General features: G+C 59.5%; 24 protein-coding genes, 2 tRNA genes and 2 pseudogenes. 16 read left to right on the top strand and 12 right to left on the bottom strand.

What is annotated here, in order from left to right; genetic code table 11:
* Positions 1-10: 10 nt before the first annotated feature.
* From EJD88_RS18115 to EJD88_RS18135, 5 genes are all read left to right on the top strand, one after another.
* Entirely contained in the window at positions 11-952 is a 942-nt protein-coding gene (locus EJD88_RS18115) for a rhodanese-related sulfurtransferase (protein WP_099586324.1), read from the top strand.
* A gap of 3 nt (positions 953-955) precedes the next feature.
* A complete protein-coding gene (locus tag EJD88_RS18120) occupies positions 956-1,591 on the top strand; it encodes a DsbA family protein (protein ID WP_099586323.1) in 636 nt (211 codons plus the stop codon).
* Positions 1,584-3,386 (top strand): ABC transporter ATP-binding protein, encoded by a 1,803-nt coding sequence (locus tag EJD88_RS18125; protein WP_158878653.1) that lies wholly within the window; start codon positions 1,584-1,586, stop codon positions 3,384-3,386. The genes EJD88_RS18120 and EJD88_RS18125 overlap by 8 nt, the downstream gene beginning before the upstream one ends.
* A gap of 71 nt (positions 3,387-3,457) precedes the next feature.
* Positions 3,458-5,920 (top strand): EAL domain-containing protein, encoded by a 2,463-nt coding sequence (locus EJD88_RS18130; protein WP_158878654.1) that lies wholly within the window; start codon positions 3,458-3,460, stop codon positions 5,918-5,920.
* Between the two features lie 78 nt (positions 5,921-5,998).
* The gene (locus EJD88_RS18135) at positions 5,999-6,766 is read left to right on the top strand and encodes a TenA family transcriptional regulator (RefSeq protein WP_178117277.1); all 768 of its coding nucleotides are present in this window, start codon (positions 5,999-6,001) and stop codon (positions 6,764-6,766) included.
* Between the two features lie 23 nt (positions 6,767-6,789).
* On the opposite strand, the gene EJD88_RS18140 is transcribed toward EJD88_RS18135, so the two are convergent.
* Positions 6,790-7,716: a GGDEF domain-containing protein gene (locus tag EJD88_RS18140; RefSeq protein WP_158878656.1), complete on the bottom strand. Its 927-nt coding sequence runs from the start codon at positions 7,714-7,716 to the stop codon at positions 6,790-6,792.
* Positions 7,717-7,997: 281 nt separating this feature from the next.
* The gene (gene lldD / locus EJD88_RS18145) at positions 7,998-9,140 is read right to left on the bottom strand and encodes an FMN-dependent L-lactate dehydrogenase LldD (protein ID WP_158878657.1); all 1,143 of its coding nucleotides are present in this window, start codon (positions 9,138-9,140) and stop codon (positions 7,998-8,000) included.
* Between the two features lie 101 nt (positions 9,141-9,241).
* Between lldD and EJD88_RS18150 the strand changes: the two genes are divergently transcribed.
* The 7 genes from EJD88_RS18150 (at position 9,242) to EJD88_RS18180 (ending at position 13,928) form a co-directional block, all read left to right on the top strand.
* Positions 9,242-10,138 carry a LysR family transcriptional regulator gene (locus tag EJD88_RS18150; protein ID WP_099586317.1) on the top strand — a complete coding sequence of 299 codons (897 nt, stop codon included), beginning with the start codon at positions 9,242-9,244 and terminating at the stop codon, positions 10,136-10,138.
* Between the two features lie 60 nt (positions 10,139-10,198).
* Positions 10,199-10,274: transfer RNA gene (locus tag EJD88_RS18155), tRNA-Asn, on the top strand.
* Positions 10,275-10,347: 73 nt separating this feature from the next.
* Entirely contained in the window at positions 10,348-11,838 is a 1,491-nt protein-coding gene (locus EJD88_RS18160) for a hypothetical protein (RefSeq protein ID WP_158878658.1), read from the top strand.
* 3 nt (positions 11,839-11,841) lie between these two features.
* Positions 11,842-12,279, top strand: coding sequence for a hypothetical protein (locus EJD88_RS18165; protein ID WP_158878659.1), 438 nt, complete (start codon positions 11,842-11,844; stop codon positions 12,277-12,279).
* 78 nt (positions 12,280-12,357) lie between these two features.
* Positions 12,358-12,711, top strand: a complete 354-nt coding sequence (gene imm2 / locus EJD88_RS18170) for an Imm2 family immunity protein (protein WP_158878660.1) — start codon at positions 12,358-12,360, stop codon at positions 12,709-12,711.
* A gap of 334 nt (positions 12,712-13,045) precedes the next feature.
* Positions 13,046-13,129, top strand: a tRNA-Asn gene (locus EJD88_RS18175).
* 340 nt (positions 13,130-13,469) lie between these two features.
* Positions 13,470-13,928, top strand: a complete 459-nt coding sequence (locus EJD88_RS18180) for an Hsp20 family protein (protein WP_112196305.1) — start codon at positions 13,470-13,472, stop codon at positions 13,926-13,928.
* Between the two features lie 81 nt (positions 13,929-14,009).
* On the opposite strand, the gene EJD88_RS18185 is transcribed toward EJD88_RS18180, so the two are convergent.
* The 4 genes from EJD88_RS18185 to EJD88_RS18200 form a co-directional block, all read right to left on the bottom strand.
* Positions 14,010-16,421 (bottom strand): TonB-dependent siderophore receptor, encoded by a 2,412-nt coding sequence (locus EJD88_RS18185; RefSeq protein ID WP_158878661.1) that lies wholly within the window; start codon positions 16,419-16,421, stop codon positions 14,010-14,012.
* Between the two features lie 74 nt (positions 16,422-16,495).
* Positions 16,496-17,446 (bottom strand): FecR family protein, encoded by a 951-nt coding sequence (locus EJD88_RS18190; RefSeq protein ID WP_158878662.1) that lies wholly within the window; start codon positions 17,444-17,446, stop codon positions 16,496-16,498.
* Complete coding sequence (locus EJD88_RS18195; RefSeq protein ID WP_099586309.1) at positions 17,443-17,964, bottom strand: sigma-70 family RNA polymerase sigma factor; 522 nt, start codon at positions 17,962-17,964, stop codon at positions 17,443-17,445. Before EJD88_RS18195 ends, EJD88_RS18190 begins: the two co-directional genes overlap by 4 nt.
* A gap of 88 nt (positions 17,965-18,052) precedes the next feature.
* Complete coding sequence (locus EJD88_RS18200; RefSeq protein WP_158878663.1) at positions 18,053-18,694, bottom strand: TetR/AcrR family transcriptional regulator; 642 nt, start codon at positions 18,692-18,694, stop codon at positions 18,053-18,055.
* Between the two features lie 122 nt (positions 18,695-18,816).
* Here EJD88_RS18200 and EJD88_RS18205 point away from each other — a divergent pair, with 122 nt between their 5' ends.
* The 4 genes and pseudogenes from EJD88_RS18205 (at position 18,817) to EJD88_RS18225 (ending at position 22,726) form a co-directional block, all read left to right on the top strand.
* Positions 18,817-20,034 (top strand): MFS transporter, encoded by a 1,218-nt coding sequence (locus EJD88_RS18205; RefSeq protein ID WP_158878664.1) that lies wholly within the window; start codon positions 18,817-18,819, stop codon positions 20,032-20,034.
* Positions 20,035-20,110: 76 nt separating this feature from the next.
* Positions 20,111-20,566 (top strand): annotated as a pseudogene (locus EJD88_RS18215) (TetR/AcrR family transcriptional regulator); the annotation flags it as partial.
* A 56-nt stretch (positions 20,567-20,622) separates the two neighbouring features.
* Positions 20,623-21,420: a DNA/RNA non-specific endonuclease gene (locus tag EJD88_RS18220; RefSeq protein ID WP_099586306.1), complete on the top strand. Its 798-nt coding sequence runs from the start codon at positions 20,623-20,625 to the stop codon at positions 21,418-21,420.
* Between the two features lie 94 nt (positions 21,421-21,514).
* Positions 21,515-22,726, top strand: coding sequence for a YeeE/YedE family protein (locus EJD88_RS18225; RefSeq protein ID WP_158878665.1), 1,212 nt, complete (start codon positions 21,515-21,517; stop codon positions 22,724-22,726).
* Position 22,727: 1 nt separating this feature from the next.
* Here EJD88_RS18225 and EJD88_RS18230 read toward each other — a convergent pair whose 3' ends face one another.
* From EJD88_RS18230 to EJD88_RS27580, 6 genes and pseudogenes are all read right to left on the bottom strand, one after another.
* Complete coding sequence (locus tag EJD88_RS18230) at positions 22,728-22,889, bottom strand: DUF2986 domain-containing protein (RefSeq protein ID WP_099586304.1); 162 nt, start codon at positions 22,887-22,889, stop codon at positions 22,728-22,730.
* A gap of 60 nt (positions 22,890-22,949) precedes the next feature.
* Positions 22,950-24,176, bottom strand: a complete 1,227-nt coding sequence (locus tag EJD88_RS18235; RefSeq protein WP_099586303.1) for an MFS transporter — start codon at positions 24,174-24,176, stop codon at positions 22,950-22,952.
* Between the two features lie 166 nt (positions 24,177-24,342).
* Positions 24,343-24,591: a hypothetical protein gene (locus EJD88_RS27260; protein WP_256673694.1), complete on the bottom strand. Its 249-nt coding sequence runs from the start codon at positions 24,589-24,591 to the stop codon at positions 24,343-24,345.
* Positions 24,592-24,822: 231 nt separating this feature from the next.
* Positions 24,823-25,068 carry a helix-turn-helix transcriptional regulator gene (locus tag EJD88_RS18245; protein ID WP_099586302.1) on the bottom strand — a complete coding sequence of 82 codons (246 nt, stop codon included), beginning with the start codon at positions 25,066-25,068 and terminating at the stop codon, positions 24,823-24,825.
* 85 nt (positions 25,069-25,153) lie between these two features.
* Complete coding sequence (locus EJD88_RS18250; RefSeq protein WP_158878666.1) at positions 25,154-26,194, bottom strand: alpha/beta fold hydrolase; 1,041 nt, start codon at positions 26,192-26,194, stop codon at positions 25,154-25,156.
* A 186-nt stretch (positions 26,195-26,380) separates the two neighbouring features.
* Positions 26,381-26,479 (bottom strand): annotated as a pseudogene (locus tag EJD88_RS27580) (LysR family transcriptional regulator); the annotation flags it as partial.
* Positions 26,480-26,605 lie beyond the last annotated feature (126 nt).

Here is a 26,605-nt window from a genome sequence, read left to right on the forward strand (position 1 = left end):
GAGAACACCCATGACTCAACCGATTGTCGTGGCGGCACTGTATAAGTTCGTCACCCTCGAAGATTACGTCGCCCTGCGCGAGCCCTTGTTGCAGGCGATGGTCGACAACGGCATCAAAGGCACCTTGCTGATCGCCGAAGAAGGCATCAACGGCACCGTTTCCGGTAGCCGCGAAGGCATTGATGGCCTGATGGCCTGGCTCAAGAACGACCCGCGCATGATCGACATCGACCACAAAGAGTCGTACTGCGACGACCAGCCGTTCTACCGCACCAAGGTCAAACTCAAGAAAGAGATCGTGACCCTGGGCGTCGAAGGCGTCGACCCGAACAAAAAGGTCGGCACCTACGTCGACCCGAAGGATTGGAACGCCCTGATCAGCGATCCCGAAGTGCTGTTGATCGACACCCGGAATGACTACGAAGTGTCCATCGGCACCTTTGAAGGCGCAATCGACCCGAAAACCACCAGTTTTCGCGAATTTCCCGACTACATCAAAGCCAACTTCGACCCGGCCAGGCACAAGAAGGTCGCCATGTTCTGCACCGGCGGTATTCGTTGCGAGAAGGCGTCGAGCTACATGCTCAGCGAAGGCTACGGTGAGGTGTATCACCTCAAGGGCGGCATCCTGAAGTACCTTGAAGAGGTGCCCCAGGAAGAAACCAAATGGCAGGGCGACTGCTTTGTTTTCGATAATCGCGTGACCGTACGCCACGACTTGAGCGAAGGCGACTACGATCAGTGTCATGCCTGCCGTACACCGGTAAGTGTTGAAGACCGCGCCAGCGAGCACTACGTGGCTGGCATCAGTTGCCCGCATTGCTGGGATAAACTGCCGGAGAAAACCCGTCGCAGCGCAATCGACCGGCAAAAGCAGATTGAACTGGCCAAGGCCCGCAATATGCCGCACCCGATTGGCTTCAACTACAAGCAAACTCCATCCGAGGCCTGACCCATGTCCGCGCGCCTGCTCTATGTAATGGACCCGATGTGCTCCTGGTGCTGGGGCTTTGCCCCGGTGGCGCAGGCGCTGGTTGAGCAGGCCCACGCGGCCGGTGTGGACGTGCACCTGGTGGTGGGCGGCCTGCGCACCGGCAGCGGCGCGGCGCTGGAGCCGACCACGCGGCGCTACATCCTCGAACACTGGCAGGCCGTCACCGACGCCACCGGCCAGCCGTTCAAGCGCGAAGGCGCACTGCCCGACGGTTTTGTGTATGACACCGAACCTGCCTGCCGCGCCATCGTCACTGCCCGCAGCCTGGCGCCGGATTGTGCGTGGACACTGTTGGGCCTGATCCAGCGTGCGTTTTATGTCGAGGGCCGCGACGTGACCCTCGCCAGTGTGCTGGTGGAACTGGCCGAGCAGGCGGGCATCCCGCGTATCGAGTTTGCCGGCGAGTTTGACCGCTCCGAGCAGCACGCCGCCACGGCCGCTGATTTCACCTGGGTGCAGGACCTGGGGATCGCCGGTTTCCCGACGCTGTTGGCCGAGCGCAATGGTCAACTGGCGCTGCTGACCAACGGCTACCAGCCGCTGTCCGAGCTGTCGCCGTTGCTCGCCCGATGGCTGGAGCGAGCAACCTGTGCATGAGCAAGCCCCACGCACCGACCGCCTGACCTGGGCGGAAATTCGCCGCCTGGCCCTGCGTCACAAGAAATCTCTGTGGATCGCCAATGGCGTCGCCGTGCTGGCGACCCTGTGCAGTGTGCCCATCCCCTTGCTGTTGCCATTGTTGGTGGACGAAGTGCTGCTGGGCCACGGCGATGCCGCGCTCAAGGTGATGAATCACGCGCTGCCACTGGGTTGGCAGAAAGCTGCCGGTTATATCGGCCTGATGCTGCTGGTCACCCTGGCCCTGCGTTGTGGCGCACTGGTGTTCAACGTGGTGCAGGCGCGGCTGTTTGCGCGGTTGGCCAAGGACATCGTGTACCGCATCCGCGTGCGCCTGATCGAGCGGCTCAAGCGCATCTCCCTGGGCGAATACGAAAGCCTGGGCAGCGGCACGGTCACGACTCATCTGGTCACCGACCTGGATACCCTGGATAAATTCGTCGGCGAAACCCTCAGCCGCTTTCTGGTGGCGATGCTGACGCTGGTCGGCACCTCGGCGATCCTGGTGTGGATGCATTGGCAACTGGCGTTGCTGATATTGCTGTTCAACCCGCTGGTGATCTACGCCACCGTGCAGTTGGGCAAGCGCGTCAAACACCTCAAGAAGCTGGAAAACGACAGCACCTCGCGTTTCACCCAGGCCCTGACCGAAACCCTGGATGCCATCCAGGAAGTCCGCGCCGGCAACCGCCAGGGCTTTTTCCTTGGGCGCCTGGGCCAGCGCGCCCAGGAAGTGCGTGACTACGCGATCCATTCTCAATGGAAAACCGACGCGTCGAGCCGCGCCAGCGGGTTGCTGTTCCAGTTCGGCATCGACATCTTCCGCGCGGCGGCGATGCTCACCGTACTGTTTTCCGACCTGTCCATCGGCCAGATGCTCGCGGTGTTCAGCTACTTGTGGTTCATGATCGGCCCGGTGGAGCAGTTGCTGAACCTGCAATACGCCTACTACGCGGCGGGCGGCGCACTGACCCGTATCAATGAGTTGCTGGCACGTGCCGATGAGCCGCAATACGCGGGCGGCGAAGACCCGTTCAGCGGGCGTGAAACCGTCGGTATCGAAGTGCGCGGCCTGGACTTCGGTTATGGCGACGACCTGGTGCTCAATCAACTGAACCTGCAGATTGCGCCTGGCGAGAAAGTCGCGATTGTCGGCGCCAGCGGCGGCGGTAAAAGCACCCTGGTGCAACTGCTGCTCGGGCTGTACACGCCGCAGGCGGGCAGCATCCGATTTGGCGGTGCAACCCAGCAGGAGATCGGCCTGGAGACGATCCGCGAGCACGTCGCGGTGGTGCTGCAACACCCGGCGCTGTTCAACGATACCGTGCGCGCCAACCTGACCATGGGCCGCGAGCGCAGTGACCAGGCTTGCTGGCAGGCCCTTGAAATTGCCCAGTTGGAAGCTACGGTTAAAGCGCTGCCCCACGGCCTGGACAGTGTGGTGGGGCGCTCCGGCGTGCGTTTTTCCGGTGGTCAGCGTCAGCGCCTGGCGATCGCGCGGATGGTGTTGGCCGAACCCAAGGTGGTCATACTCGACGAAGCGACCTCCGCCCTGGACGCCGCCACCGAGTACAACCTGCACCAGGCATTGGCGCGGTTCCTCAGCGGGCGTACTACACTGATCATTGCGCACCGTCTGTCGGCGGTAAAACAAGCCGATCGGGTCTTAGTGTTTGACGGTGGTCATATCGCTGAGGATGGCGACCATCAGCAATTGATTGCCGATGGCGGTTTGTACGCGAAACTCTATGGGCATTTGCAACAAGTACGTTGATTTAGCCTAGGCTGTGCTATCGGAAGTGGGTGTTTGCGTGCGTATCCAGCAGTGCATATGCAAGGGACTTCATGAAGCAAAAGCGGACTCTCGGAACGCCTCGGCTGTTGGGCATTGTCTGGCCCTTTATCGCCGTGGTGCTGTTCCAGGCATTGTTGGGCTGCGGAAGTCTCTACATGCTTTCAGCGGTACGAGGCTATGTGGGCGGCGAGAGCTTATGGTCAAAGGGCCAGAAGGACGCTATCTATTACCTGACGCTGTACGCCGATGACCGCAACCAGGCCACCTATCTCAAATACCAGCAAGCCATCGCCGTGCCCCAGGGCGGCCATGAGTTGCGTATCGCCCTGGACCGTCCCACTCCCGACCTGGATGCCGCGCGTCTGGGCATCCTCAAGGGCGGCAACCACCCGGATGATGCCACCAGCCTGATCTGGCTGTACCTCAACTTTCGTCATTTCAGCTACCTGGAAAAAGCCATCGAACTGTGGACGGTGGGTGATCGCTATCTGGTTCAGCTGGACCAACTGGCCTGTGAAATGCACAGCGCGATCAGCGTCGACCAGGTCAACCCTAACGATGTGCGGCAGTGGAAGGCCCATATCACCGCGATCAACGAAGGCGTGACGCCGGCCGCCAAAGCCTTCAGCGATGCCCTGGGCGAAGGCTCGCGGATGATCCTGCGGTTGCTGCTGATCACCAACCTGGCGACGGCGCTGGGCCTGATCGTCCTGGCGCTGTTACGTACCCATAAGCTGCTGACCCAGCGCCATGCCTTCGCCGATGCCCTGCAGGCCGAGAAGGAGCGCGCGCAAATCACCCTGGAGTCGATTGGTGACGGGGTGATCACCACCGATGTCGACGGTGCCATTACCTATATGAACCCGGCAGCCGAGGCCATGACCCACTGGAATTCAACCCAGGCCCAGGGCCTGCCTCTGGCGGCGCTGTTCAACCTGCTGGATGACAACGCCCAACCCGACGGCTTTACCCTGATCGAACACATCGTCAACGGCCACTTCCGGGGCGGCAGCGAGCATTCAAAAACCATCCAGCGCCTGGACGGCAGCACGGTTTCGGTCACCTTGGTGGGGGCGCCGATTCGCAGCGCCGGCAAGATCAGCGGCGCAGTGCTGGTGCTGCATGACATGACCCAGGAGCGCCAATATATTGCCAACCTGTCGTGGCAGGCCACGCATGACGCCTTGACCGGCCTGGCCAACCGCCGCGAATTCGAATATCGCCTGGAACAGGTCCTGCACATGGCCGGGCAGCCTGAAGGCGGTCGGCATGCATTGATGTTCCTCGACCTCGACCAGTTCAAACTGGTCAACGACACCTGCGGCCATGCGGCAGGTGACGAGTTGCTGCGCCATATCTGCGCGCTGCTGCAATCTGCCTTGCGCGAAGGCGACACCTTGGCGCGCCTGGGCGGCGACGAATTCGGCATCCTGTTGGAACACTGCCCGGCGGCGGCGGCGGAAAAAATCGCCGAGAGCCTGCGGCATACGGTGCAGAGCCTGCATTTTGTATGGAAGGGCCGGCCGTTCATGACCACCGTGAGCATCGGGCTGGTGCATATCTCCCAGACCCCGACCACCCTGGAGACCTCGCTGCGCGCCGCCGACATGGCCTGCTATATGGCCAAGGAAAAAGGCCGCAACCGGGTGCAGGTGTACCACGCCGATGATTCGGAGTTGTCCCTGCGTTTTGGCGAAATGGCCTGGGTGCAACGATTGCACATGGCGCTGGAAGAGAACCGGTTCTGCCTGTACGCCCAGGAAATCTCGCCTCTGGGAAATACCGACGCGGGCAACGGGCATATTGAAATCCTGCTGCGCCTGCATGACGAGGCGGGTCGGATCATCCTGCCCGACAGCTTTATCCCGGCCGCCGAGCGTTACGGGTTGATGACGTCGCTGGATCGTTGGGTGGTGGAGAACGTGTTCAGGATCATCGCCCGTTGCATGCACGAGCGTCCGGGCCGACCTATGGCCATGTGTGCGATCAATCTGTCAGGAATAACCATTGGCGATGATGACTTTCTCGGGTTTTTGCATGAGAAATTCGACACTTACAGCATTCCGCCAGAAATGATTTGTTTTGAAATAACTGAAACCAGTGCTATCGCCAATTTAGGCAGTGCTATTCGCTTTATTAATGAACTCAAAGCCTTAGGTTGCCACTTTTCCCTGGACGACTTTTGCGCCGGAATGTCCTCGTTCGCGTATCTGAAACATTTACCTGTAGACTTCCTGAAGATCGATGGAAGTTTCGTAAAGGATATGCTGGACGACCCGATTAACCGCGCAATGGTCGAAGTGATCAATCACATCGGCCACGTCATGGGTAAGCGCACAATTGCCGAATTTGTTGAAACACCGCAAATCGAACAGGCATTGCTCGATATTGGTGTGGATTACGCTCAGGGCTACCTGATTGAACGACCGCAATTGTTTACCTTTGATAGCTTGCAGTGTCGACCTGTGCGGCCGCAGCCTCTGTTGTTCAGGGCGCCCGGCACATTCCGCTGAAACATTTGCTGGTCTGTAAATCACACTTAAAAAGGAGCCTTAACAGTGATCGACACCTTCAACAGAACCGGCCCGCTTATGGAAGCCTCAAGCTACCCCGTCTGGGCTCAGCAATTGATCCAGGACTGTAGCGAGAGCAAGCGCCGAGTTGTCGAGCACGAACTGTACCAACGCATGCGTGACAACACGCTCAGCGCCAAGACCGTGCGTCACTACCTGATCGGTGGCTGGCCCGTGGTGGAACAGTTTGCCTTGTACATGGCACAGAACCTCACCAAGACCAAATTTGCCCGTCATCCCGGCGAGGACATGGCGCGACGCTGGCTGATGCGCAATATCCGTGTGGAGCTGAACCACGCCGACTATTGGGTGCACTGGGCCCGCGCCCATGGCGTCAGCCTTGAGGAGTTGCAGGCCCAGAACGTGCCGCCGGAGCTGCATGCCCTGAGTCACTGGTGCTGGCACACCAGCTCCTCCGATGCGTTGATCGTAGCCGTAGCCGCGACCAACTACGCCATCGAGGGTGCGACAGGGGAATGGTCAGCCGTGGTGTGTTCCACGGGTGTGTATGCGGCGGCTTTCCCCGAGGAAGACCGCAAGCGTGCGATGAAATGGCTGAAGATGCACGCCCAGTACGACGATGCCCATCCTTGGGAAGCCCTGGAAATCATCTGCACCCTGGCTGGGATGAACCCGACCAAGGCTCTGCAGACAGAGCTTCGCCAGGCCGTGTGCAAGAGCTACGACTATATGTACCTGTTCCTGGAAAGCTGCATGCGCCTGGAAATGGACAAGCCGGCCAGTGTCGTGCGTGAACGCCCGCTGCGCGTCGCCAGCGAGGCATGAGGTAACGGCGATGGCGGGGGTTTTTACCCCGCCATTGCCAGGCGATTACGGCCTTCGCGCTTGGCTACGTACAAGGCGTTGTCCGCCCGGCGCAACAGGCTCTCGGCCGACTCGGCGGCCAGCAAAGTCGAACAGCCGAGGCTCACCGTCAACTCAATCCGTGTGCCATCGACCCAGTAATCCTGGGCCTGTGCCGCCTGGCGCAGCCGTTCGCCGACCATCGCTGACGCGTCCCGGCCCGTGTTGGACAGCAGGATCAGAAACTCTTCCCCGCCAAACCGAAACACCATGTCCACGTTCCGCAACTGGCCCTTGTTGGCCGACGCGACACTGCGCAGGACGCTATCGCCGGCGGCGTGGCCGTGGGTGTCGTTGATTACCTTGAAGTGGTCGATGTCGAGCATCAGCAAGGACAATGGGTTCAGGTGCCGGCGCGCCATGTCGATTTCCCGCTGCAGAGTCTGGTCCATGGCAATACGGTTGCCCGTATCGGTCAATGGGTCACGCAGGGCGCTGCGGGTCGCGGCGCGGTAGAGCAGGGCGTTGCGCATCGGATAGAGCAGGGTGGCCAGCAGGGATTCGAGTTGGCCGAGTTCGTCTTCGGCCAGGCGCTGGTTGCGACGGAAAATCAGCTCACCCAAGTGCTCGCCTTCATGGCTCAGGCTGTAGCTCACCGAGTGGTGGCCGCGCTGACCGAATTCCAGGCGCAGGTCACTGGCTTGGTGCCGGTAGTGCAGGGCGTCGAGGGGCACCAGGCGCTGGATCTCACGGAAGAACACCGCCAGGATGCGCTCCGGCTCCAGGCTGGTCTGCAACTGCATGCCCAGTTGCTGGCGAAGTTGCGCGACGGTCGTCGGGCGGTGGGGCAGGATCGATGGCTGACCAAAGCCCAGGCGTTGCAATTTAGCGCTGTCAAAGTCAATTGCGTTGGTCTGGGTAGGTGTTTTCATAAGCGATCGGCCTCTAAGCACTTAGCTGTCTTACAGGCTCGATGAGAGTGGCGAGTGCCAAGCGTCTAACTGTTCCTTCAGTTCCGTAAAACATGAGTAACAGTCTAGACCGCTTTACAGAGGGTTATAACCCCTGGGTACCGCCGCACGTCTTGTCATCGCTTGACCTGCTTGAAGGTGGTTAGAGCTAGATTCATGCCACTTCGTTTACTTTAATAAAAAACCTTATAAATCAAAGGCCGTTTTCTAAGCAGAAAACGGCTGTTGGCGCATGACGTCAGTTATTTGGCTGATTGGACCAACGTGGAGTGGTCAATCTGGTCAATCGACGTGACGCCGGTCAGCGTCATCGCCACGCGCATTTCCTTGGCAAAGATGTCCAGCAGGTTTTCCACCCCCTGCTGGCCGTCGGCGGCCAATGCGTAAGCGGTGGCGCGGCCCAGCAGGCAGGCCTTGGCGCCCAGGGCCAACATGCGCACCACGTCGAGCCCGGAGCGGATGCCGGAGTCCACGAGCACCGTCAAGTCATCGCCCACGGCTTCGGCAATCGGTGGCAACGCTTTGGCAGTGGACAGCACGCCGTCCAGCTGGCGGCCACCATGGTTGGAGACCACGATGGCATCGGCGCCGAAACTCACGGCGTCCCTGGCGTCCTGGGGGTCGAGAATGCCTTTGATAATCATCGGGCCTTTCCAGAATTCGCGAATCCACTCCAGGTCTTTCCAACTGATGGAGGGGTCGAAATTGTTGGCCAGCCAGCCAATGTAGTCTTCCAGGTGAGTGGGTTTGCCGAGGTACTTGGAGATATTGCCCAGATCGTGGGGCCGGCCCATCAAGCCCACATCGAAGGCCCATTGCGGCTTGGTGACCGCCTGCAGCATGCGCCGCTGCGCCGCGAACGGCCCGGACATGCCGGAGTGGGCGTCGCGGTAACGTGCGCCCGGCGTCGGCATGTCCACGGTGAATACCAGCGTAGTGACCCCAGCCGCCTGGGCGCGCTCCAGCGCATTGCGCATAAAGCCGCGGTCCTTGAGCACATACAGCTGGAACCAGATCGACTGCGGGCTCTGGGAGGCCACCTCTTCGATCGGGCACACCGACACCGTCGACAGGCAGAACGGGATGCCCTTGTTGGCCGCCGCCTTCGCCGCCTGCACTTCGCCGCGCCGCGCATACATGCCGGTCAGGCCTACGGGGCTGAGGATCACCGGCAGGTCCAGCGGCTGGCCGAACAGCGTGGTCTTGAGGCTCAAGTTGTCGACATTACGCAGGATGCGCTGGCGCAGGCTGATCTCGGCCAGGTCCGAACTGTTCGCCCGCATCGTGTGCTCGGCGTAGGCGCCGCCGTCGATATAGTCGAACAGGAAGCGCGGCAGCTTGCGTTTGGCGGCTGCGCGGTAGTCAGAGGCGGACGAAATGATCATGCACGGAATCTCGGCAAGGCAAGGTGCCTCCAAGATAGGCAAACTTCTGTCATGATAAAAGCAACTTTTATCGCTAGTGGTCAGTCGAGAAAGGAATACTGATGAACCTGAGAACACTGCGTGCCTTTGTCGAAGTGGTGCGCCAAGGCGGTTTCTCCCAAGCCGCCGATGTGGTGGCGTTGACCCAGTCGAGCGTGAGCAAGGCGATCAAAACCCTGGAAGATGAATTGGGCATGCCACTGCTCAACCGCCTCGGCCACCGCAATGAACTCACCGCCGCTGGCGAAATCGCCTACAGCCGCGCCCTGATCCTGCTCGCCGAACACAGCGACCTGGTGGCCGAGATCAACGACCTGCGTGGCCTCAAGCGCGGCGTATTGCGCATCGGCCTGCCGCCGGTGGGTTGCGGCGTGCTGTTTGCGACAATGTTCGCCACCTATCGCCGCCGTTACCCGGACATCGACATCGAACTCACCGAATACGGCAGCAAACGGCTGCGCGAGTGCCTGGAGGCAGGCGAGGTCGACCTGGCTGCTCTCCTGTTGCCCATCGACGAAGGGTTCGACTACCAACCCGTACGTAACGAACCGCTGATGGCTGTCCTGCCGATCAGCCACCCGTTGGCCCAGCGCAAACGGATCGATTTCAGCGACCTGGCCGATTCGCCATTTATCCTGTTCGAAGCCGGCTTCGCCCTTAACGCCAAGATCCTTGCCGCTTGTGAGCGTAAAGGCGTGCAACCTCGCGTGGCGGCGCGCAGCGGCCAGATCGACTTCATTGTCGACCTGGTATCCGCCGGCCTCGGCGCGGCCTTCCTGCCGCGCATGCTGGCGCACAAGCACCAACACCCCGGCATCGCCCTGATCCCCCTGGACGAACCCCATACCGACTGGCACATCGCCCTGGCCTGGCGTGCCAGCGCCCACCTCCCACCCGCTGCCCGGGCCTGGTTGGAGTTGGCCAAGGAGTCGCAGCGTTCAACCGGCCATCCGGATTAATCGCCAGGATTGTCAGGGAAAGCTTGACTTCTCCTTTTCAATCAGTAACATACGGCGCATTCCGCGATAGCTCAGTTGGTAGAGCAAATGACTGTTAATCATTGGGTCCCTGGTTCGAGTCCAGGTCGTGGAGCCAGATAGGGAAAAGCCTGCAGCGATGCAGGCTTTTTTTTGCCTTGGATTTCTCCGGGGTGATCAAAGCGCACAGCGTGACCAGCATGATCGCTTCAGACACCGGTAATCTCAAACTGGATACAGGGACGCTTGGGTTCAACGACATCGCAGGAAAAGATAATGAGCATGGTTACTACCTGAGTGTTGGCGGCTCCTACAAAGAGGGTCAGAGCACCACACAAGACCCAAGCCAAGTGGGTAAGGGGAAGGCCGGCGATAGCGGTTGGAGTGTTTCGGGCTGGAAGTACGACAAGGAACGTGAACAGTCGGTCCGTGCGACGGTTGGCTCGGGAGAGATAATTGTTCGAGATGCTGCTGACGCGGCTTCGGCTGTCGCAGGCCTCAATCGTGATGTAAGTAAAGCTTACGAAGTCACCAAGGATAAAGAAAAGCGCACAGATCTTTACATAACTGACTCTTCATTGACGGCGGTGACAAACCCCACTGCAACGATTGCGCAATGGACAACTGACGCTAAGAAAATTGGAGACCGGGGTGAGGAAACCATTCACCAATTGCTGGATCTTTTGGGCGCGGGTGCAGAGATTACCGTAGGGATGAACCCTGATGACGTCTCCAAAGAGATGCTCGGCAAAGCTTTGGTTAGGCAGTTAGGTAGTCGTCATGCGGAAGATCGCGCAGCGCTGATCACTAAAGCGATAGGGGGAATCACCGGAAAAGAACAGGCACCTGAAAACCAAGCGCTGATTGATAAGCTCACTCAAATTGCGGGCGATGATCCCAATAAAGCTCTGATCGTTATGAGCTTGTTAATGACCTTGAACGGTCCTAAAACTGGCGCAAGCAATTTAGTGGCGATTCCTGTGGCGGCCGAAGCAGTCGTCGTGGCTGTCGGTGCTGTTCTGGTAGCGTCAGATGCGACATTTCAGGAAAAAGCGCGTATTGCTGCGAATTCGCTGGTGGAGTCAGGTGCGAAGGCTGGAAAGGATGCGGCCCAACAGATCAGGATTTCCGCCGCTGTTTGGGAGATTTTGCTTGGCACCTCCTTTCCGATTCATCAACTCGACCCTGAGCATTTGGCCTATATCACCCCTACTCTTGAGATTAACGGAGCAAATCCGAGCAGTGGTGGTTTCGCTAATGGCGGCGTTGTTAACCCTGCTACCAATACCGGTGGGACCCCGCTGGACGGGCAGCGGGACGATGGGAAATACGTAACGCCTGAGTATCGACTCGATCCTGGTAATATGTACAGTGATAGAGTGGAGCTAAAGGGCTTAGCACAAAATCGACCCCTACAAGATCTTACTCATCAGGAGTTGATGGGTATCTTCGGTAACGCAGGAATAGATTTGTCGAACCATGCTATTACTAGGCTAAAAGATTCCAGAACGAAAAATATCGGATTTGAAACACCCAATGATATTGCGCAGATATTCAACAATGAAATTAGGTTTGACGCAGGGGATGGTACCGTAGGGTATGGGTATAAAGGACTTGAGGCGATAGTCAATCCAGTGACTAATAAGATTATTACCTTTAGGCCGGCAAAAAATATGGAGTAATGTATGATCAGTCTATCCGACCGAGGTAATAAATTTTCGTGCGAAGTAAAAACATACGAGTTTCCTAACGCGAAAGATGACTTAGATGCTAATTGGTTGATAATTTGTATAAAGGCGGAGCAGGAAGTCGAGGGCTCTTGGACTGCGTGTGGACCTTATTTACGCACTCATGAGTTAGTAAGTTTGTCGAAATGGCTTAAAAGCTTGCAGGTTGAAATGCTGCCATCGAGGATTGAATTTATGGAGGGTGAATTAGCGTTCGAGTTTTCAGGTGATATGAAATTTGTAGTGATGCTCGATTTTAATTTCCATCCTAGAAGTGCAGTATACGATTACTCAAGTGATCGAGAATTTCCTTTGTATTTTAGTATTGATGAGAACACAATAACTGAATTGATCTGTTCTGTTGAAAAAGCTATAAGGGTGTTTCCGAAACGCTAAGGACGGTATAAAGCAGGCATATTGCCTTCGCTTTTTATGTTAGGGCGTCATGTTGCGTCCACCAAGGAAGACTCTGTGATGGAAGAAAGAGTGAATTACGCTGAAATTAGAGCTTGGTTTTTAGGCAGCTACTACAGCTACTGCAGACTAAAGCTTAGGCATCGAAGCGCTTGGGGTGACGGTGAAAGCGAAGTAGGCTTTGCCTATAGCGAACTTGAAAGTTCCTTCGACCTGCCAGTTGAGAAATTGATGCTTGAAGTTTCAGCCCTTATTCTTTCTGCGGGTCGATCTTCTGAGAGTGTCAAGAAATATCATATGGATGCTGCCTTAGAGCTGGTCGAGCAGATTGACCTTTCCTCTATGCTGAAAGAGCTGCCTCCGGAAGAGGCCGCAGATCTTGTTGAGGATCTTCGATTATTAGAGATTTGTTAGGCTCTGTACGAACAGTAATGTCGATAATACTGCATAGCGCAGGCCAGCGATCCAAATGTAAGGACTCGATTCTTTTTAATCGCCATACGTCAGCAATGAAGGGGGTGATTTTTGAGTGGCTCCATCCACGCCAGATCTTTAAAAGGCGATCGAAAAGATTTGAGTGCTACGCAGAAGCTTTGTCTGGCCTCGTGTAGCCGACAGTAATTGTCTCCTTTTCCTACAAGTCATTGATTTGTCTCGCTTTGACAAGCTAACCCAACCCGACTAACTTTCCTGGCGTGACGCATTTTTGCGATCCACGCTATGCAGCAATTCTATCCCTTCGCCACATTTCGCCGTGGCCCCGGTGCGCCTGACAGCTAGCAAATGACTGTTAATCATTGGGTCCCTGGTTCGAGTCCAGGTCGTGGAGCCAGATAGGAAAAGCCTGCAGCGATGCAGGCTTTTTTTTGCCTCGGATTTTTCCAGGGTGATCAAAGCGCACAGCGTGACCCAGCATGAACGCGTCTCTAATCCTACGATTCAGAGATTTGGCAAGGCCCCGTGCGCTCATCTGTCTAGTCCGCAATTGCTGTTTCGCGATGTGCCCTTCATGAATTGTTCCAGCTCAGGGTATCGCCCCCTCCCATCGTCGCGAATAAAATTTTTTGTGGGTCCCGCTTGAAATTTTCCCCCCTGATCCTACTTAGGGTTTACGCGATGCCGAATGCGGGTCGCGGATCAAATCACTTGGAGAAAACTCAGGAGATTTCGCAATGGCTACTACTCTCTCGTTGGCCCCACTGTTCCGTCATTCCGTTGGTTTTGACCGGTTCAACGACCTTTTTGAATCGGCGCTTCGCAGCGAGGCCGGTACCACCTATCCACCTCACAACGTCGAAAAGCACGGCGATGATCATTACCGGATCGTCATCGCGGCTGCAGGGCTGGTTGAGGATGACCTGGAGATCCAGGTGGAAAAAGGCGTGTTGACCGTCGCCGGTGGCAAGCGTGAACACGATGAGGGCATTACTTACCTGCACCAGGGCATCGCCCAGCGTGCGTTCCGGTTGTCGTTCCGCCTGGTTGACCACATTGAAGTGCAGGGCGCGCAGCTCGCCAACGGGTTGCTGAGCATTGACCTGCTGCGTGTGGTCCCGGAGGAAGCGAAACCCAAGCGCATTGCGATTGGCGGTGCAGCCAAGGCTGAGGTGAAATCCATCAGCGAGCAATAATGCCGCGATGAATAAAGGCGCTCTTCGGAGCGCCTTTATTATTTGTGCCACCGATGATTAACGGTGTTTGTTCCCGCCCGGTTACCAGCGGTAGGTCACCGAACTGACCAGCTGCCGCTCATCGCCATAGCGGCAAATCGCAAACTCGCAGTAGGTGTAGCGCTTATTGGTGACGTTATTGGCGTTAAGCGCGACCTCCCAATTGGGGTCGATTTCGTAACTGGCGCGGGCGTCGTACAGCGTGTAAGCCGGCATCGAAGACGGCACGCCGGATGCCTGCGTGGTGCCCTTGTAACGAGCACCGCCGCCGATGCGCAGTTGCGGCACGCCCAGCGCGGCCAGGCGGTAATCGGCCCAGAGGGCGGCCTGGTGATAGGGCGTGTCTTCGCTGCGTTGGCCGACTTCGCTGGCGATATCGCTTTTGGTGATGCGTGCGTCGATGTAGGCGTAGGACGCGATCAGACTGAGGTTGGGGGTGACTTCGCTCTTGGCTTCCAATTCGAAGCCTCGGGAGCGCACCTCGCCGACCTGCACCGAGAAATTGATATCGGTGCGGTCCTGGCTCAACACGTTGCGCTGTTCCAACTGGTACACCGCCGCACTCAGCAGCGTGGCGCTGCCCTCGGGCTGATAGCGGATACCGATTTCATACTGCTTGCCCTGGGTGGGCACAAAGCTTTCACCCGCCTTGTTGGTGCCGGCTACCGGGAAGAACGATTCGCTGTAGCTGATGTAGGGCGCCAGGCCATTGTCGGCCTTGTACACCAGGCCCGCGCGCCAGGTGGTGGCTTCATTGCTTTTGCCACTGTCGTCGCCATTGCGGAACAGTTCGGTGTGCTGGTCCGCCCAGTCATGACGGCCACCGAGTAGCAGGATCCAACGCTCGTCGAACTTGATCTGGTCCTGGAAGTAGATGCCTTTTTGCAGCGTGTCGATTTGCGAGCCACGGTCGGTCGCAGGGTTTTTATTCACCACCACCGGCTGGCCGTACTGGTAGGTCGCCAGGTTCAGCGGCTGCGCAGTGCCCCGGAAGTTATGGGAGTCGTAGCTGGTGTCATACCCATCAAAGCCCAGCAGGAAGGTGTGCTGCCAGTCGCCGAACTGCCATTTGCTTTCGATGTGGGTGTCGCTGGCCAGGCCCCGTGAGCGTTCTTCGCGGTCGCTGTACTGGCGACGCAGCAGGCCGGAGGTCTGAGCAGTGGCGATGTTGGTGCCGGAGGTGTTGACCTGCAGGTAGCGCCAGGTCACATCCGATTGGTAGTACCGCAACTTATGGCTGATGCGCGTGTGTTCATCGAAGCGATGCTCGAACTCGTAGCCCAGCGCCGACATCTCGCCGTTCATCTCGTCGTAGTCCGGTTCGCCGATAAAGTCGTGGCGGCCGATCTGGAAATTGCCGCTGCCCACACCTTTGGTCAATTGATAGGGCAGGGGCGCGGAGAAGCCGGTTTCGGTCTTCTGGTAGAACGACAGCAAGGTCAGCGAGGTGTCGTCATTCGGTCGCCAGGTCAGGGCCGGGGCGACATAGACCTTATCGTTCTGGATATGGTCGGCGGCGGTGTCGCTCTTGCGGTCGAGCAGGGTCAGGCGGTAGCTCAAGGTGTCGCTGTCGCCCAGGGGGCCGGTGAAGTCGGCGGACAGTTGCTTGCGGTTGTTCTGCCCGGCTTGCAGGTTGACCTCATGGTAAGGCGTCTGGCTCGGGCGTTTGCTCACGGTATTGATCAGGCCGCCCGGCGACAGTTGCCCGTACAGCACCGACGCCGCGCCGCGAATCACTTCGGCGCGTTCCAGGCCATAGGGTTCCTGCACGCCATCGTAGGAGTTGTTTTGCAGGCGCAGGCCATCGCGCAGGGAACCACCGGTGGCGGATTCCACATCGAAACCGCGAATGCGAAAGCGGTCCGAGGTGCGGTTGAAACTGGTGGGTTGGCTGGTGAAACCCGGCGTCAGGTCGAGGGTTTGCGACAGGGTTTCCGATTGCCGGTCGCGGATCTCGTCGCTGGTGACCACCGACAACGATTGCGGGGTTTCGATGATCGGTGTGTCGGTCTTGGTCGCGCTGAGGTTGCGCGTGGCCACGTAGCCCTTGACGTGCTCGGTGCTGCTTTCTTCGCTCAAACCGGTGATCGAGGTCGGCCCCAATTCCAGGGCGCCGCCGGTGTTGACCGGCACCAACACATACCCGTTGGCGCCTTGCACCGCTTGCAAGCCACTGCCGCGCAGCAACTGGGCAAAGCCCTGGTTGATCGGGAAATCGCCTTGCAAACCCGCGGTGCTCAAACCGGCAACGGTCGTGCTGTCGAACAGCAACGCCACATGCGCCTGCTGGGCGAACAGGTTCAGTGCCGGGCCCAGCGGGCCAGCGGCGATGGCATACCGCGCCGCTTCTTGCGCGACCACCGGGCTGCACAGGCCCACGCTCAGTGCGGTAAGGCTGGCCAGGTTGATCGCCAGGGCGAGAGGCAAGGGAGAACGCTTGAGGTGGCGCGGCATGGAAGAATTCCTGTTATTGAGGTGCTTTCTTCCTTGACGGGGCAGTGCTGAAAAGCGGAACCCGGCACGCGAAACTATTTTTCGTGACGCTCGATCTGCAACCACAGCGGACTGAACGAGCGCAGGCGCACCGGCAGACCATCGGCAATCAATTGCAGGGCGCGACGCGGGTTGTCCAGCGGCAACACGGCAGACACACGCAGGTCGGCCAATTGCTCGCGATTGAACTGCACATGGCCGCCGTACTGGCGTGCCAACTCATCCAATACTTCCGGCAACGGCCGGTCCTGTACCACCAACTGGTGGTGTTGCCAGGCGTCGTTCGTGGCGCGGGGATCGACCTTGCCCAGCAGCGTCACCGCGTCCGGCGTAATGCGTGCCTGTTCGCCGGCACTGACGTTCACAGCCGTGTGTTGACCGGCATCGGTGGCGGCGACGGTCGATTCGAGCATGGTCAGCAGCGTGCCCGGCGTTTCGCGCCTGACCGTGAAACGGGTGCCGAGGGCGCGCATCTGGCCGTCGTCAGTCACCACGCTGAACGGCCGCGTGGCATCGTGGGCCACCTGCACCAGTATTTCACCACGCAGCAAGCGCACCTGGCGTTGCTGGCCGTTGAAAGTCAGGTCCACGGCGCTGTTGCCGCTGAGGGTCAGTTGCGAACCGTCCTCCAGATTGATTCGCTGCCAGTGCGCCGGGGCGGTGCGTTGGTCGGCCAGCAGGTAACTGGGCGGATACGCCCGCAATGCCAGGGCCACCGGCAACGCCATCAGCAAGCCCAGCAGGACGCGGCCGGCCGGGTTGCGCCGGCGTACCCGGGCCGCTTCCAGTGCGGCTTGCACCGGTGCCTGTTGCGGGCGCAAGGCCTGCAAGCGCCCGACAAACCCCTGCAAGCGCTCAAAGGCCGCCGCGTGCTGTGGGTCGGCGATCTTCCAGCGTTCGAATTGCTGCTGCTCGCGCTCGCTGAGGTTGCCTTCATTCAGGCGAATCACCCAGTTGGCGGCCTGTTGGTCGAGGTCGGCGCTCATATGTCCAGCACGTGGTTGCAGTGCAGCAGGGCATTCATCAGGTGCTTGCGCACCATGCGCTCGGAAATCCCCAAGCGGCTGGCGATGTCGCTCTGGCGCAGGCCTTCGAGGAAGTACAGCAGGAACGCCTGTCGCGCATTCAGGGCCAGGCCGTCGAGCACAAAGGCGATCTGCTCCAGCGCTTCGAGGGTGACCAGGATCTGCTCCGGCGACTGCTGGCAGTGCTCCATCATGTCGATGGTCAGCGCCAGTTCGCGCAGGTAGGCGTCTTCCAGCTGACGGCGGCGCGCCCGGTCGATGATCAGGTGGCGCGCGGTGGTCGTGAGGAACGCCCGCGGTTCACGCAGGGCGCCGAGGGCGTCCCGGGACGTAAGGATGCGTACGAAGGTGTCGTGGGAAAGGTCCGCAGCGTTCTGTGGGCAACCGAGTTTTTTTCGCAGCCAGCCGAACAACCAGCCATGGTGCTCGGTGTAGAGCACATGGACAGCCTGATTCAAGGGAAGGTCGCTGGCCGACATGGGAGGCTACGTCTGCGGATAAGAATTATTCGCAAGATTAGCGGTGTGCCATCAGCGAAAGCAAGCGTGGCCAGCAGTGATTGTGTATTTAAGCCTTCGGTTTGGATAACGGGGGCGTGACAGACGCGGCGACATCCCATGTCAGCATAATCTGGCTGATCGCTGCATCGATGGCTGAATGCGCCATCCCATCGCGTGCCAGGATCGACACCCCCTGCAGGAAACTGTCAAACACCGTCGCCATCACCACCGGTTGGGTATGCGCCGGCAATTGCCCCTGGCGCACCGCCCGCTCTACACACGCCACGATCCCGGCCCGTGTGCGCAACCGCGATTGGGTCAAGCCATCTGCCACCCGTGCGTTCTCCGGGCTTGGCGCGCTCATCACGCCCAGCGCCACCATGCAGCCTTTGGGATGACCGTCTTCACACTGCATGCGCGCCGACTGGCGCAACGCGGTCTCGATCGCCCGACGCGGTTGCAGGGTTTCATCCCACAAGCATTCGGTGACTTGGGCGTAGGTTGTCAGGTAGCGCTGCACGCATTCGTCGAACAAGGCTTCCTTGGAGCCGAACGCGGCGTAAAAGCTCGGCGCGGAGATGCCGCCGCCCAGGCCCGCCTTGAGCTGAGCGAGAGAGGTGGCGTCGTAGCCGTGCTGCCAGAACAGGTGCAATGCCTGTTCCACAGCCTGTGCACGGTCGAAATTACGCGGGCGGCCCATTTGTGCCATATGAAGACTCCGGTGGAAAGCGAGATAAATACTAGTCGATACATAAGTTGTTGACAACGTGCGCCGGTCCCCTGCAACATTTGTATCGATCAGTATTTAAGTCTGTTTCCAAGGAGCTTCCCGTGACGCCTTCACTCACTCTACCGGCCTCGTCCGAACGCCTGCCCATTGGCGCCTTGCTCGCCCTGGCCATGACCGGCTTCATCTGCATCGTCACCGAAACCCTGCCCGCCGGCCTGTTGCCGTTGATCAGCGAAGGGCTGGCAATTTCGCCGTCCATGGCCGGGCAGATGGTCACGGCCTATGCATTGGGTTCGGTGCTGGCGGTGATTCCCATGACCATCGCTACCCGTGGCTGGCGGCGGCGCAATGTGTTGCTGCTGACCATCGTCGGTTTCCTGCTGTTCAACTCGATCACCGCGTTGTCATCTCACTACGGCGTGACACTGGTGGCGCGTTTCTTCGCCGGAGTCGCGGCGGGGTTGGCCTGGAGCCTGCTCGCCGGTTACGCCCGGCGCATGGTCGCGCCTCATCAACAGGGCAGGGCGCTGGCACTGGCCATGGTCGGCACGCCGATTGCGCTGTCGCTGGGTGTACCGCTGGGTACCTGGCTTGGCGGGCTGGTGGGATGGCGTACCGCCTTCGGCCTGATGTCTGGGCTCACCGTAGTGTTGATCGTCTGGGTGTTGGTGAAAGTGCCGGACTATGCGCCGCAACCCGCACACCAGCGACTGTCGCTGGGCCAAGTGCTGACCACGCCAGGCGTGCGCTCGGTGCTGGCGGTGGTGATCAGTTGGATGCTGGCGCACAACATTCTGTACACCTACATCGCCCCCTTCGTGGCGTCGGCGGGGTTGGCGGAGCGCGTCGACCTGGTCCTGCTGGTGTTCGGTAGTGCCGCGTTGGCGGGGATCTGGATCACGGCCAGGCTGGTCGAGCCGCTGTTGCGCAAGACCGTGCTGGTGAGCCTGGCTGCCTTTGCGCTGGTCTGTGTGGTGTTTGGCTGCCTGAGCTCAATGGCTGAGGTGATCTACTGCGGCGTGGCGGTGTGGGGCCTGAGCTTCGGCGGCGCCGCGACCTTGCTGCAAACCGCCCTGGCGGATGCGGCGGGCGAGGGCGCGGATGTGGCGTTGTCGTTGAATGTGGTGGCGTGGAACAGCGCGATTGCCGGCAGCGGCGTAGTGGGCGGGGTGCTGCTGGAGACGTGGGGAGTGGGGTCGTTTCCGTGGGCGATGCTGGGGTTGGTGGCCGTGGCGCTGTGCATTGCGTGGACGGCGCGGGTCCATGGGTTCAAACCGGGTAAGCGGTCCGCCGATGGGCCCGCAGCAGTGGGACATTGAGCCGGGCCTAAGCCAGCTTCACGTTCATGGTGATACGCGCGGTAAACACGTTGACGTCGCTTTCATCGAAGATGTCCACCGGCACAATAAGGAAGGGCTGGTGGCCGCTCTGTTTTTTGCCGCGCTTGAAGACCAGGCCGCCCTGCGTGATCGCTACCTGCAAGAGGCGAACACCGCACGCGAGGGCATCGTGGCGTTGGTGTACAGCTACGTGGAGTGGGTAGACGCACAGCCGGACTGGGCGCGCTTTGTCTTTCAGAGCCGCTTTGCGGTGTCCAACGGCCCGTTCAAGGACGAACTGGTGTCGCGCAACAAGCAGCGAAACAAGCAATTGAAGGACTGGATGAGCGCCGAGGGACGCCAGGAGTATTTCGGCCACTTGCCTGCCGAATTGATCCCCTCGTTGATCATCGGCGCGGCAGAAAACTACTCGCGGGCCTGGCTTTCGGGCAAGGTTAAAAAGAGCCCTCAGGCGTATCGAGAGCCGCTGGCCGAAGCCGCGTGGAATTCGATTCTTCAGGGTCGGCACTAAAGTGCAATGTGAGGGTCCATAGGTCCCGCTTGATCCTCACGAAAAGATTTAAAAACATGCACTTACGCAATATTGCAGCCGCGCTCTCGACCCTTTTGCTGCTGTCCACCGGGGCGCAGGCCCGTGGTGCGATGGACCTCTATTCCAGCCAGGAACAGCGCCTTTCGTTCGACAGTTGCGCCGATATTTTCCCCGCCGCGACACCCATCAAAACCGCCACCATTCCCGCCAGCATGAAACCCCTGGCGCTGTGCTCCGACCATTTTGCGGTGCTCTATTCGCAAACCAGCAAGACGCCGCTGGTGGTGGTCGAACGCCTCAACGCCCGCCAGCTCAAGGACGCCAAAGGCGAAGAGCGCACCAACCACTTCTACGCCGACCCGCGCATCCCCAAGGGCGCGCGCGCCGAGTTGAGTGACTACCGTGGCCAGCAACCGGCCATGGACCGTGGCCACCAATCTCCGGCCGCCGATGCACCGGACGCCAAGGCCATGGCCCAGTCGTTCGCGCTGTCGAACATGGTGCCCCAGGACCCCACCAACAACCGCAAGATCTGGAGCAAGGTCGAGGCCGACGTGCGCAAATTCGCCGTGCGCGCCGGTGGCGATGTGTTTGTGTTTACCGGGCCGTTGTTTGATTCGGGCTACAGCACCATGGGCGACAACCAGGTGTGGGTGCCGACGCGTCTGTTCAAGTTGGTGTACGACGCCTCGTCCCAGCGGGCCTGGGCGTATGTGTTGCCCAATGCTGAAACGCGGATTCAGCGGCCGATGGATTACGACACCTTTGTGAAGGCGACCGGGCTTAAATTGCTGGGCAATCTTCCGGTGTCGGGGTCGGTGGGGCGCGGCTGATTTGTAGTGAACGGGCCAGCCCGCTCACCACTGGGTTCTGGGTCTATACTCTGCGGCCTCGTATTCCATCCTCTTCAAATGAACTGAGATCCCGATGAGCACCTCTCTTTCCATAACCCCCACGCGCAAACCCGTCGCGCCGCTGGTGGCCTTTATCATCCTGGTGCTCGGCGCCTTGTTCCTGCAAAACAGCGTCGGCTCGCGCCAGGTAGTGTTGCTGGTGGTTGGCGCCGCATTGGGCCTGACGCTTTATCACGCGGCCTTCGGGTTCACTTCCGCCTGGCGCGTGTTCATCAACGAACGCCGTGGCGCCGGCTTGCGCGCGCAGATGGTGATGCTCACGCTGGCGGTGCTGCTGTTCTTCCCGGCATTGGGAGCGGGCACTTTGTTTGGGCAACCGGTGGTTGGGCTGGTGGCGCCGGCCGGGGTGTCGGTGGTGTTCGGTGCGTTTATTTTCGGCATCGGCATGCAGTTGGGCGGTGGCTGTGCTTCGGGCACGCTGTTTACCGTGGGCGGCGGCAATGCGCGCATGCTGGTGACGCTGTTGTTCTTTATCTGCGGCTCGTTGATCGCCACGCACCATGTGGATTGGTGGTTCGCCCTGCCGGCGTTCCCGGCGGTGTCCATCGTCAAGAGCTTTGGCGTAATGCCGGCCTTGCTCGCCAGCCTGGCGATGTTCGCCCTCATCGCGACCGTCACCGTACGCCTGGAAAAGCGCCGTCATGGCCAGCTTGAAGAAGGCGTGAAGAGTGAACACCAAGGCCTGCGCCGTTTCCTGCGCGGCCCGTGGCCCTTGGTGTGGGGCGCGATTGGTCTGGCGCTGCTCAACTACGCCACCCTGGCACTGGCCGGTCGGCCGTGGGGCATTACCTCGGCCTTCGCCCTGTGGGGCGCCAAGGTGGCGAGTGGTCTGGGTGTGGACGTAAGCGCCTGGGCGTTCTGGCAGATGCCGGGCAATGCCAAGGCCCTGGCGGCGCCGGTGTGGCAAGACATCACCAGCGTCATGGACATCGGCATCGTCCTCGGCGCGCTGTTGGCTGCCGGCCTGGCCGGGCGTTTCGCCCCCAGCCTGAAGATCCCGGCCCGCTCGCTGATCGCTGCGGTGATCGGCGGCCTGCTGCTCGGTTATGGCTCGCGACTGGCGTACGGCTGCAACATCGGCGCGTACTTCAGCGGCATCGCCTCGGGCAGCCTGCATGGCTGGGTGTGGTTGGTGGCGGCGTTTATCGGCAACAGCGTGGGCGTGCGCCTGCGGCCGTTTTTCTTTGCGGGCGAGCGCCGGCCGGTGGCGCTGAGCGGCTGCTGAGTCAGTCCTGCGGGGAAACGCCTGGCGCCTGATCGGCTTCAGCCGCCAGCTTTTCCCGCTCCGCCTTGCTGATGTATTTGTCCTTGGATTTGGGCGCCAATTTGGCGCTGGCCTTTTTGGCCTTGGCCTTGAACAACTGCTGCAGTTTTTTCTGGCGATTCATGGGTGTCTACCTGGGTTAAACGTGCCCGGATGATACCAGCTTAAAAACCGCAGCCAATGGCTAGCAAGGCTGCGCCGCCAAGCTGTTGCTGACGCTGCGACCCAACACCAGCACCGTCACAAACCCGCAAGCCACCAGCGCCGTGGCCAGGCTCAGCAGCACCGCGCTGCCCATCTGGTCGACGATCTGCCCGCCAAAGAACGAGCCCAGGGCAATAATCACCTGGAACAACGCCACGAACAGTGGCATGCCGCGCTCGACATCCTTGGGCGCCACCACGAACATCCAGATACTCGCGCATGCCGGGAACGCGCCAAAGGCAAAGCCCCACAGCGCGATCAGCATCGCGGCGCCGGTCATGCCAGTGGCGAAGTACGGGAACAGCGCGGTGCTGGTACCGATCATCAGCGCTACCAGCAGCAAGGTGTTACGCACGCTGCGGTTAGCGGCGAACCCGGCGAAAATATTGCCCATCACCCCTGCGACGCCATACAACAGCAACAGCGAACCAATGGTCGGCCCATCAAAACCGGAGCTGTGCTTGAAGAACGGTGCGACATAGGTGTAGGCCGCAAAGTGCGCCAAACCGATCAGCAACACCGCGATCAACCCGACCCGCGCTTGTGGGTTGATAAACAACGCAGGCAGATCACTGACGCGAATGGCCTTCTCCGGCGTGAGCTTCGGCAACAGGAACATCTGCGCCAACAACACCGGAATGCCCACCAGCGCCGTCACCAGGAACGTCATGCGCCAGCCCATCAAACCACTGAGCCAGGTGCCGACGGGCACGCCGAGTACCGTGGCCAGGGTCACACCCATCATGATGATCGAAGTGGCCTTCGCCACGCCCACACCCTTGGGCGCCAGGCGGCCACTGAGGGCAATCGCCGTCGCCCAGAAACCGCCGATGCTGATACCCAGCAACACACGGCCGAACAGCAGCAGGTTGAAGTCGCTGGCGAAGGCCACGACCGTGTTGGCGATGATCATGATCAACGTCAGGCCGATCAGCAGATACCGCCGATCCATGGTGCCAATGCTCACCGACAGAAACGGCGCCGCGAGGGCCGCCATGATGCCGGGCAGCGTCACCATCAAACCGGCGTGGCCGGCGCTGATACCGAGGTCGGCGGCGACGTCGTTGAGCACGCCCACCGGCAGGAATTCACTGGTCACCAGGGCAAAGGCACCCACGGCAACCGAAAGAATCGCCAGCCACTGCTGTTTGACGCTTTGTTGATTATGTTCGGGAAGGCCGCTAGGGGCCTGGCTCGCGCTTGGCATGTGAGGAGTTCCAAGAGGGGATGTGGCCTTAAGACAGGCGCAGGAAGACGTGGGAGGCGATTATAGGAACGGGGGTTGGTGAGCCTATAGGCGAGTGGTTCGATAGTAATCATCAGTGCTATCGATGTGACGGCACTGCGCTGGAGCTTTTATCAAGCAAACACAATCACTCCGGCTCAATACTCCTCGCCAGCCCCTTCGCCCATGCGGAGGTCATTTTTTCCCCCACGGCGTCAAACTCGTGATGGGCGATTCGATAATCAGAAAGTTCCCCCATGGCGCGGCTCATTCCACCGTGCACTCGTGCAAGCAATTCGTTGCAACGAGACTCCGTCAAATTGCATGAGCTGCGACCGAACTTGACCAGCATCTTACGTTTGGGCCAAGCCTTTGAACCGCCAAGCAAGAGGCCCATGATGTCCTGCTCCTGGTAGAGACACCTGAGTAGGCTGCATAAGTTTTCATCAGATCGGCGAATAGATCTTTCGCCCCGTCATAGACCAACAGCTCAGAGAGTTTGATCTCAGGCAGTGATTTGCCATCGCTGTCGTGGGAGACGCTGATGCGACCAAGCTGGTGTGGGCCGACAATCCCCAGCGTTCCCGCATCCACTCCTCCAGCACCGATATACAGCCTGTCATTTTGCCTAGTCATGGATATTTCCTGATTTCAGTTCATCGAGCGTCTTACGTCGGCGCTTGGGTGTCGCGGTCAATTCATACCCCAAACCCTCAAGGATTGCTGCGACCTTGCGAATCCCTACTTCAGGTATGGTGTTGTTCTCGATGCCTGAAATAGTTGCACGGCTCATTCCGTGCCGTTGCGCGAGTTGGCTTTGTGAAAGACCGGCTGCCTTGCGCAGATTTTTAATAAGGGTCCCCAAGTCATTCATTTTTTGCATCCTATACGGTGCATTTTTGATTTAACTAATTAAATGCATCGTATTCGATGCATTTTTGCTTGGGTAGCACTTTCTTTTAATTGTTGTCTGGTCGCCCCAAAAATCCAGTAATCAGCCCCACAATCTGCTGCTGAATTACCCCTCGCGCCCGAGCCCCTTCGCCATCCCGGCAAATCATGCCATCCCCCGGCGAGCTCTCTTCAATCAAGGCAATCGCCCCCGGCTTGCAGATCGACATGAAGCTGAAGTGGGTAGCGTCGGCAATCTCCACATACTGCGTTGAAGCTTTTGCCATGCGCCGGACCATATCGGCGGACTCCAATTCAGGCGCCATATCCTCCGTTGGCACACCCCCTGCAATTACCAGCGCCGGCACTGGCAAGGCGGCGAGGCTGGCGTCGGTGAAGCCGCGCGACAGGCCCAGGTCCAGCGACACAATGGCGGTGACGCGTTTGTCCCTCAAATCAGCCGCCAGCTTGGCCTTGCCCGCTGGCGTGGCGGCGGGGTTCATCTCGTGGTAACCGATGCAACCGCCCAGCTTGGGGTAGGTGCTGCACTCCCTCGCGAAGAGATCAGGATCGAAGCGCGCCCCGGCGATTGCCAGCACGGTCCAGCCGCCGAGGGAATGGCCCACGGCGGCGATCTGTTTGCTCGCTACCGCGCCAAATCGGGTTGGCTGATCCAATACCGCATCGATAGCCCGGCTCAGGTCCGCCGGGCGTTGCCATAACTGCGCGGCGGCTTGCGGGCTGCGGTCCTTGGTGGTAGTGCCGGGATGATTGACCGCCGCGACGATATAACCCTGATGGGCCAACGCACTGGCCAGCCACACCTGTTTACCCCAGTTGCCGCCGTAGCCGTGGGAGAGCACGACCAGGGGATGTTCACCGCTGGCCGGCGGCGCATCGGGCACGGCGAGGGCGCCGATGAAGACAGCATTGTCGGCGATCAGCTGCGGTTTTGCGGTGGTAGTGGCGGGGTACCAGACCGCCAACTCAAGTGGACGTTGGTTGTGAGGGTCGGGAAGCACGCTGGTTTTGAAGCCGATGGGGATTTCGTCAGCGAAGGCAGGAGCGGTCAGGCACAGCAGGAACAGGGCGCAGAAAGCCGTTCTCATTGTTTTTATCTTCCTTGATGGGGTCGAAGCTTCGTGGGTTTACGGTATTGCGTAAACCTCATGGGCGAGCGCGATCGTATCGTCTTTTGGGGCACGGGTCGCCGTGGCTTGTTGTGGTGAGCGGGCTTGCCCCGGTACAAACCGGGGACATCGTTTACATATCTAACCGGGGACATGGTTTACAGGTTAATGCGCTGTGAACCAGCTGGGGTGTAGCACAGGAAAATGTTCCTTCAGCCAATCCACGAATGCGTCGACCTGAGGCGCAAGATGCGTTCTGCTGGGAGGGACTGTCATAAATTTTGTGTTCGGGCATAACATGTTGATAGAGGTGCATGTATGCCGACCAAAAAGAAACCGGCCCGTGAGGCCCCGCGAGACCTTCCATCCATTCCCCAAGAGCTGATCGAC

The organism is Pseudomonas sp. PB105 (assembly GCF_009764655.1).
GTDB classification, from domain to species: Bacteria; Pseudomonadota; Gammaproteobacteria; order Pseudomonadales; family Pseudomonadaceae; genus Aquipseudomonas; species Aquipseudomonas cyclaminis.

Bases quoted from the DNA above. Each gene is read 5' to 3' on its own strand.
- EJD88_RS18115 (WP_099586324.1), top strand. From the start codon at position 11: ATGACTCAACCGATTGTCGTGGCGGCACTGTATAAGTTCGTCACCCTC.
- EJD88_RS18120 (WP_099586323.1), top strand. From the start codon at position 956: ATGTCCGCGCGCCTGCTCTATGTAATGGACCCGATGTGCTCCTGGTGC.
- EJD88_RS18130 (WP_158878654.1), top strand. From the start codon at position 3,458: ATGAAGCAAAAGCGGACTCTCGGAACGCCTCGGCTGTTGGGCATTGTC.
- EJD88_RS18135 (WP_178117277.1), top strand. From the start codon at position 5,999: ATGGAAGCCTCAAGCTACCCCGTCTGGGCTCAGCAATTGATCCAGGAC.
- EJD88_RS18140 (WP_158878656.1), bottom strand. From the start codon at position 7,716: ATGAAAACACCTACCCAGACCAACGCAATTGACTTTGACAGCGCTAAA.
- lldD (WP_158878657.1), bottom strand. From the start codon at position 9,140: ATGATCATTTCGTCCGCCTCTGACTACCGCGCAGCCGCCAAACGCAAG.
- EJD88_RS18150 (WP_099586317.1), top strand. From the start codon at position 9,242: ATGAACCTGAGAACACTGCGTGCCTTTGTCGAAGTGGTGCGCCAAGGC.
- EJD88_RS18165 (WP_158878659.1), top strand. From the start codon at position 11,842: ATGATCAGTCTATCCGACCGAGGTAATAAATTTTCGTGCGAAGTAAAA.
- imm2 (WP_158878660.1), top strand. From the start codon at position 12,358: ATGGAAGAAAGAGTGAATTACGCTGAAATTAGAGCTTGGTTTTTAGGC.
- EJD88_RS18180 (WP_112196305.1), top strand. From the start codon at position 13,470: ATGGCTACTACTCTCTCGTTGGCCCCACTGTTCCGTCATTCCGTTGGT.
- EJD88_RS18185 (WP_158878661.1), bottom strand. From the start codon at position 16,421: ATGCCGCGCCACCTCAAGCGTTCTCCCTTGCCTCTCGCCCTGGCGATC.
- EJD88_RS18190 (WP_158878662.1), bottom strand. From the start codon at position 17,446: ATGAGCGCCGACCTCGACCAACAGGCCGCCAACTGGGTGATTCGCCTG.
- EJD88_RS18195 (WP_099586309.1), bottom strand. From the start codon at position 17,964: ATGTCGGCCAGCGACCTTCCCTTGAATCAGGCTGTCCATGTGCTCTAC.
- EJD88_RS18200 (WP_158878663.1), bottom strand. From the start codon at position 18,694: ATGGCACAAATGGGCCGCCCGCGTAATTTCGACCGTGCACAGGCTGTG.
- EJD88_RS18220 (WP_099586306.1), top strand. From the start codon at position 20,623: ATGCACTTACGCAATATTGCAGCCGCGCTCTCGACCCTTTTGCTGCTG.
- EJD88_RS18225 (WP_158878665.1), top strand. From the start codon at position 21,515: ATGAGCACCTCTCTTTCCATAACCCCCACGCGCAAACCCGTCGCGCCG.
- EJD88_RS18230 (WP_099586304.1), bottom strand. From the start codon at position 22,889: ATGAATCGCCAGAAAAAACTGCAGCAGTTGTTCAAGGCCAAGGCCAAA.
- EJD88_RS18235 (WP_099586303.1), bottom strand. From the start codon at position 24,176: ATGCCAAGCGCGAGCCAGGCCCCTAGCGGCCTTCCCGAACATAATCAA.
- EJD88_RS27260 (WP_256673694.1), bottom strand. From the start codon at position 24,591: ATGGGCCTCTTGCTTGGCGGTTCAAAGGCTTGGCCCAAACGTAAGATG.
- EJD88_RS18245 (WP_099586302.1), bottom strand. From the start codon at position 25,068: ATGAATGACTTGGGGACCCTTATTAAAAATCTGCGCAAGGCAGCCGGT.
- EJD88_RS18250 (WP_158878666.1), bottom strand. From the start codon at position 26,194: ATGAGAACGGCTTTCTGCGCCCTGTTCCTGCTGTGCCTGACCGCTCCT.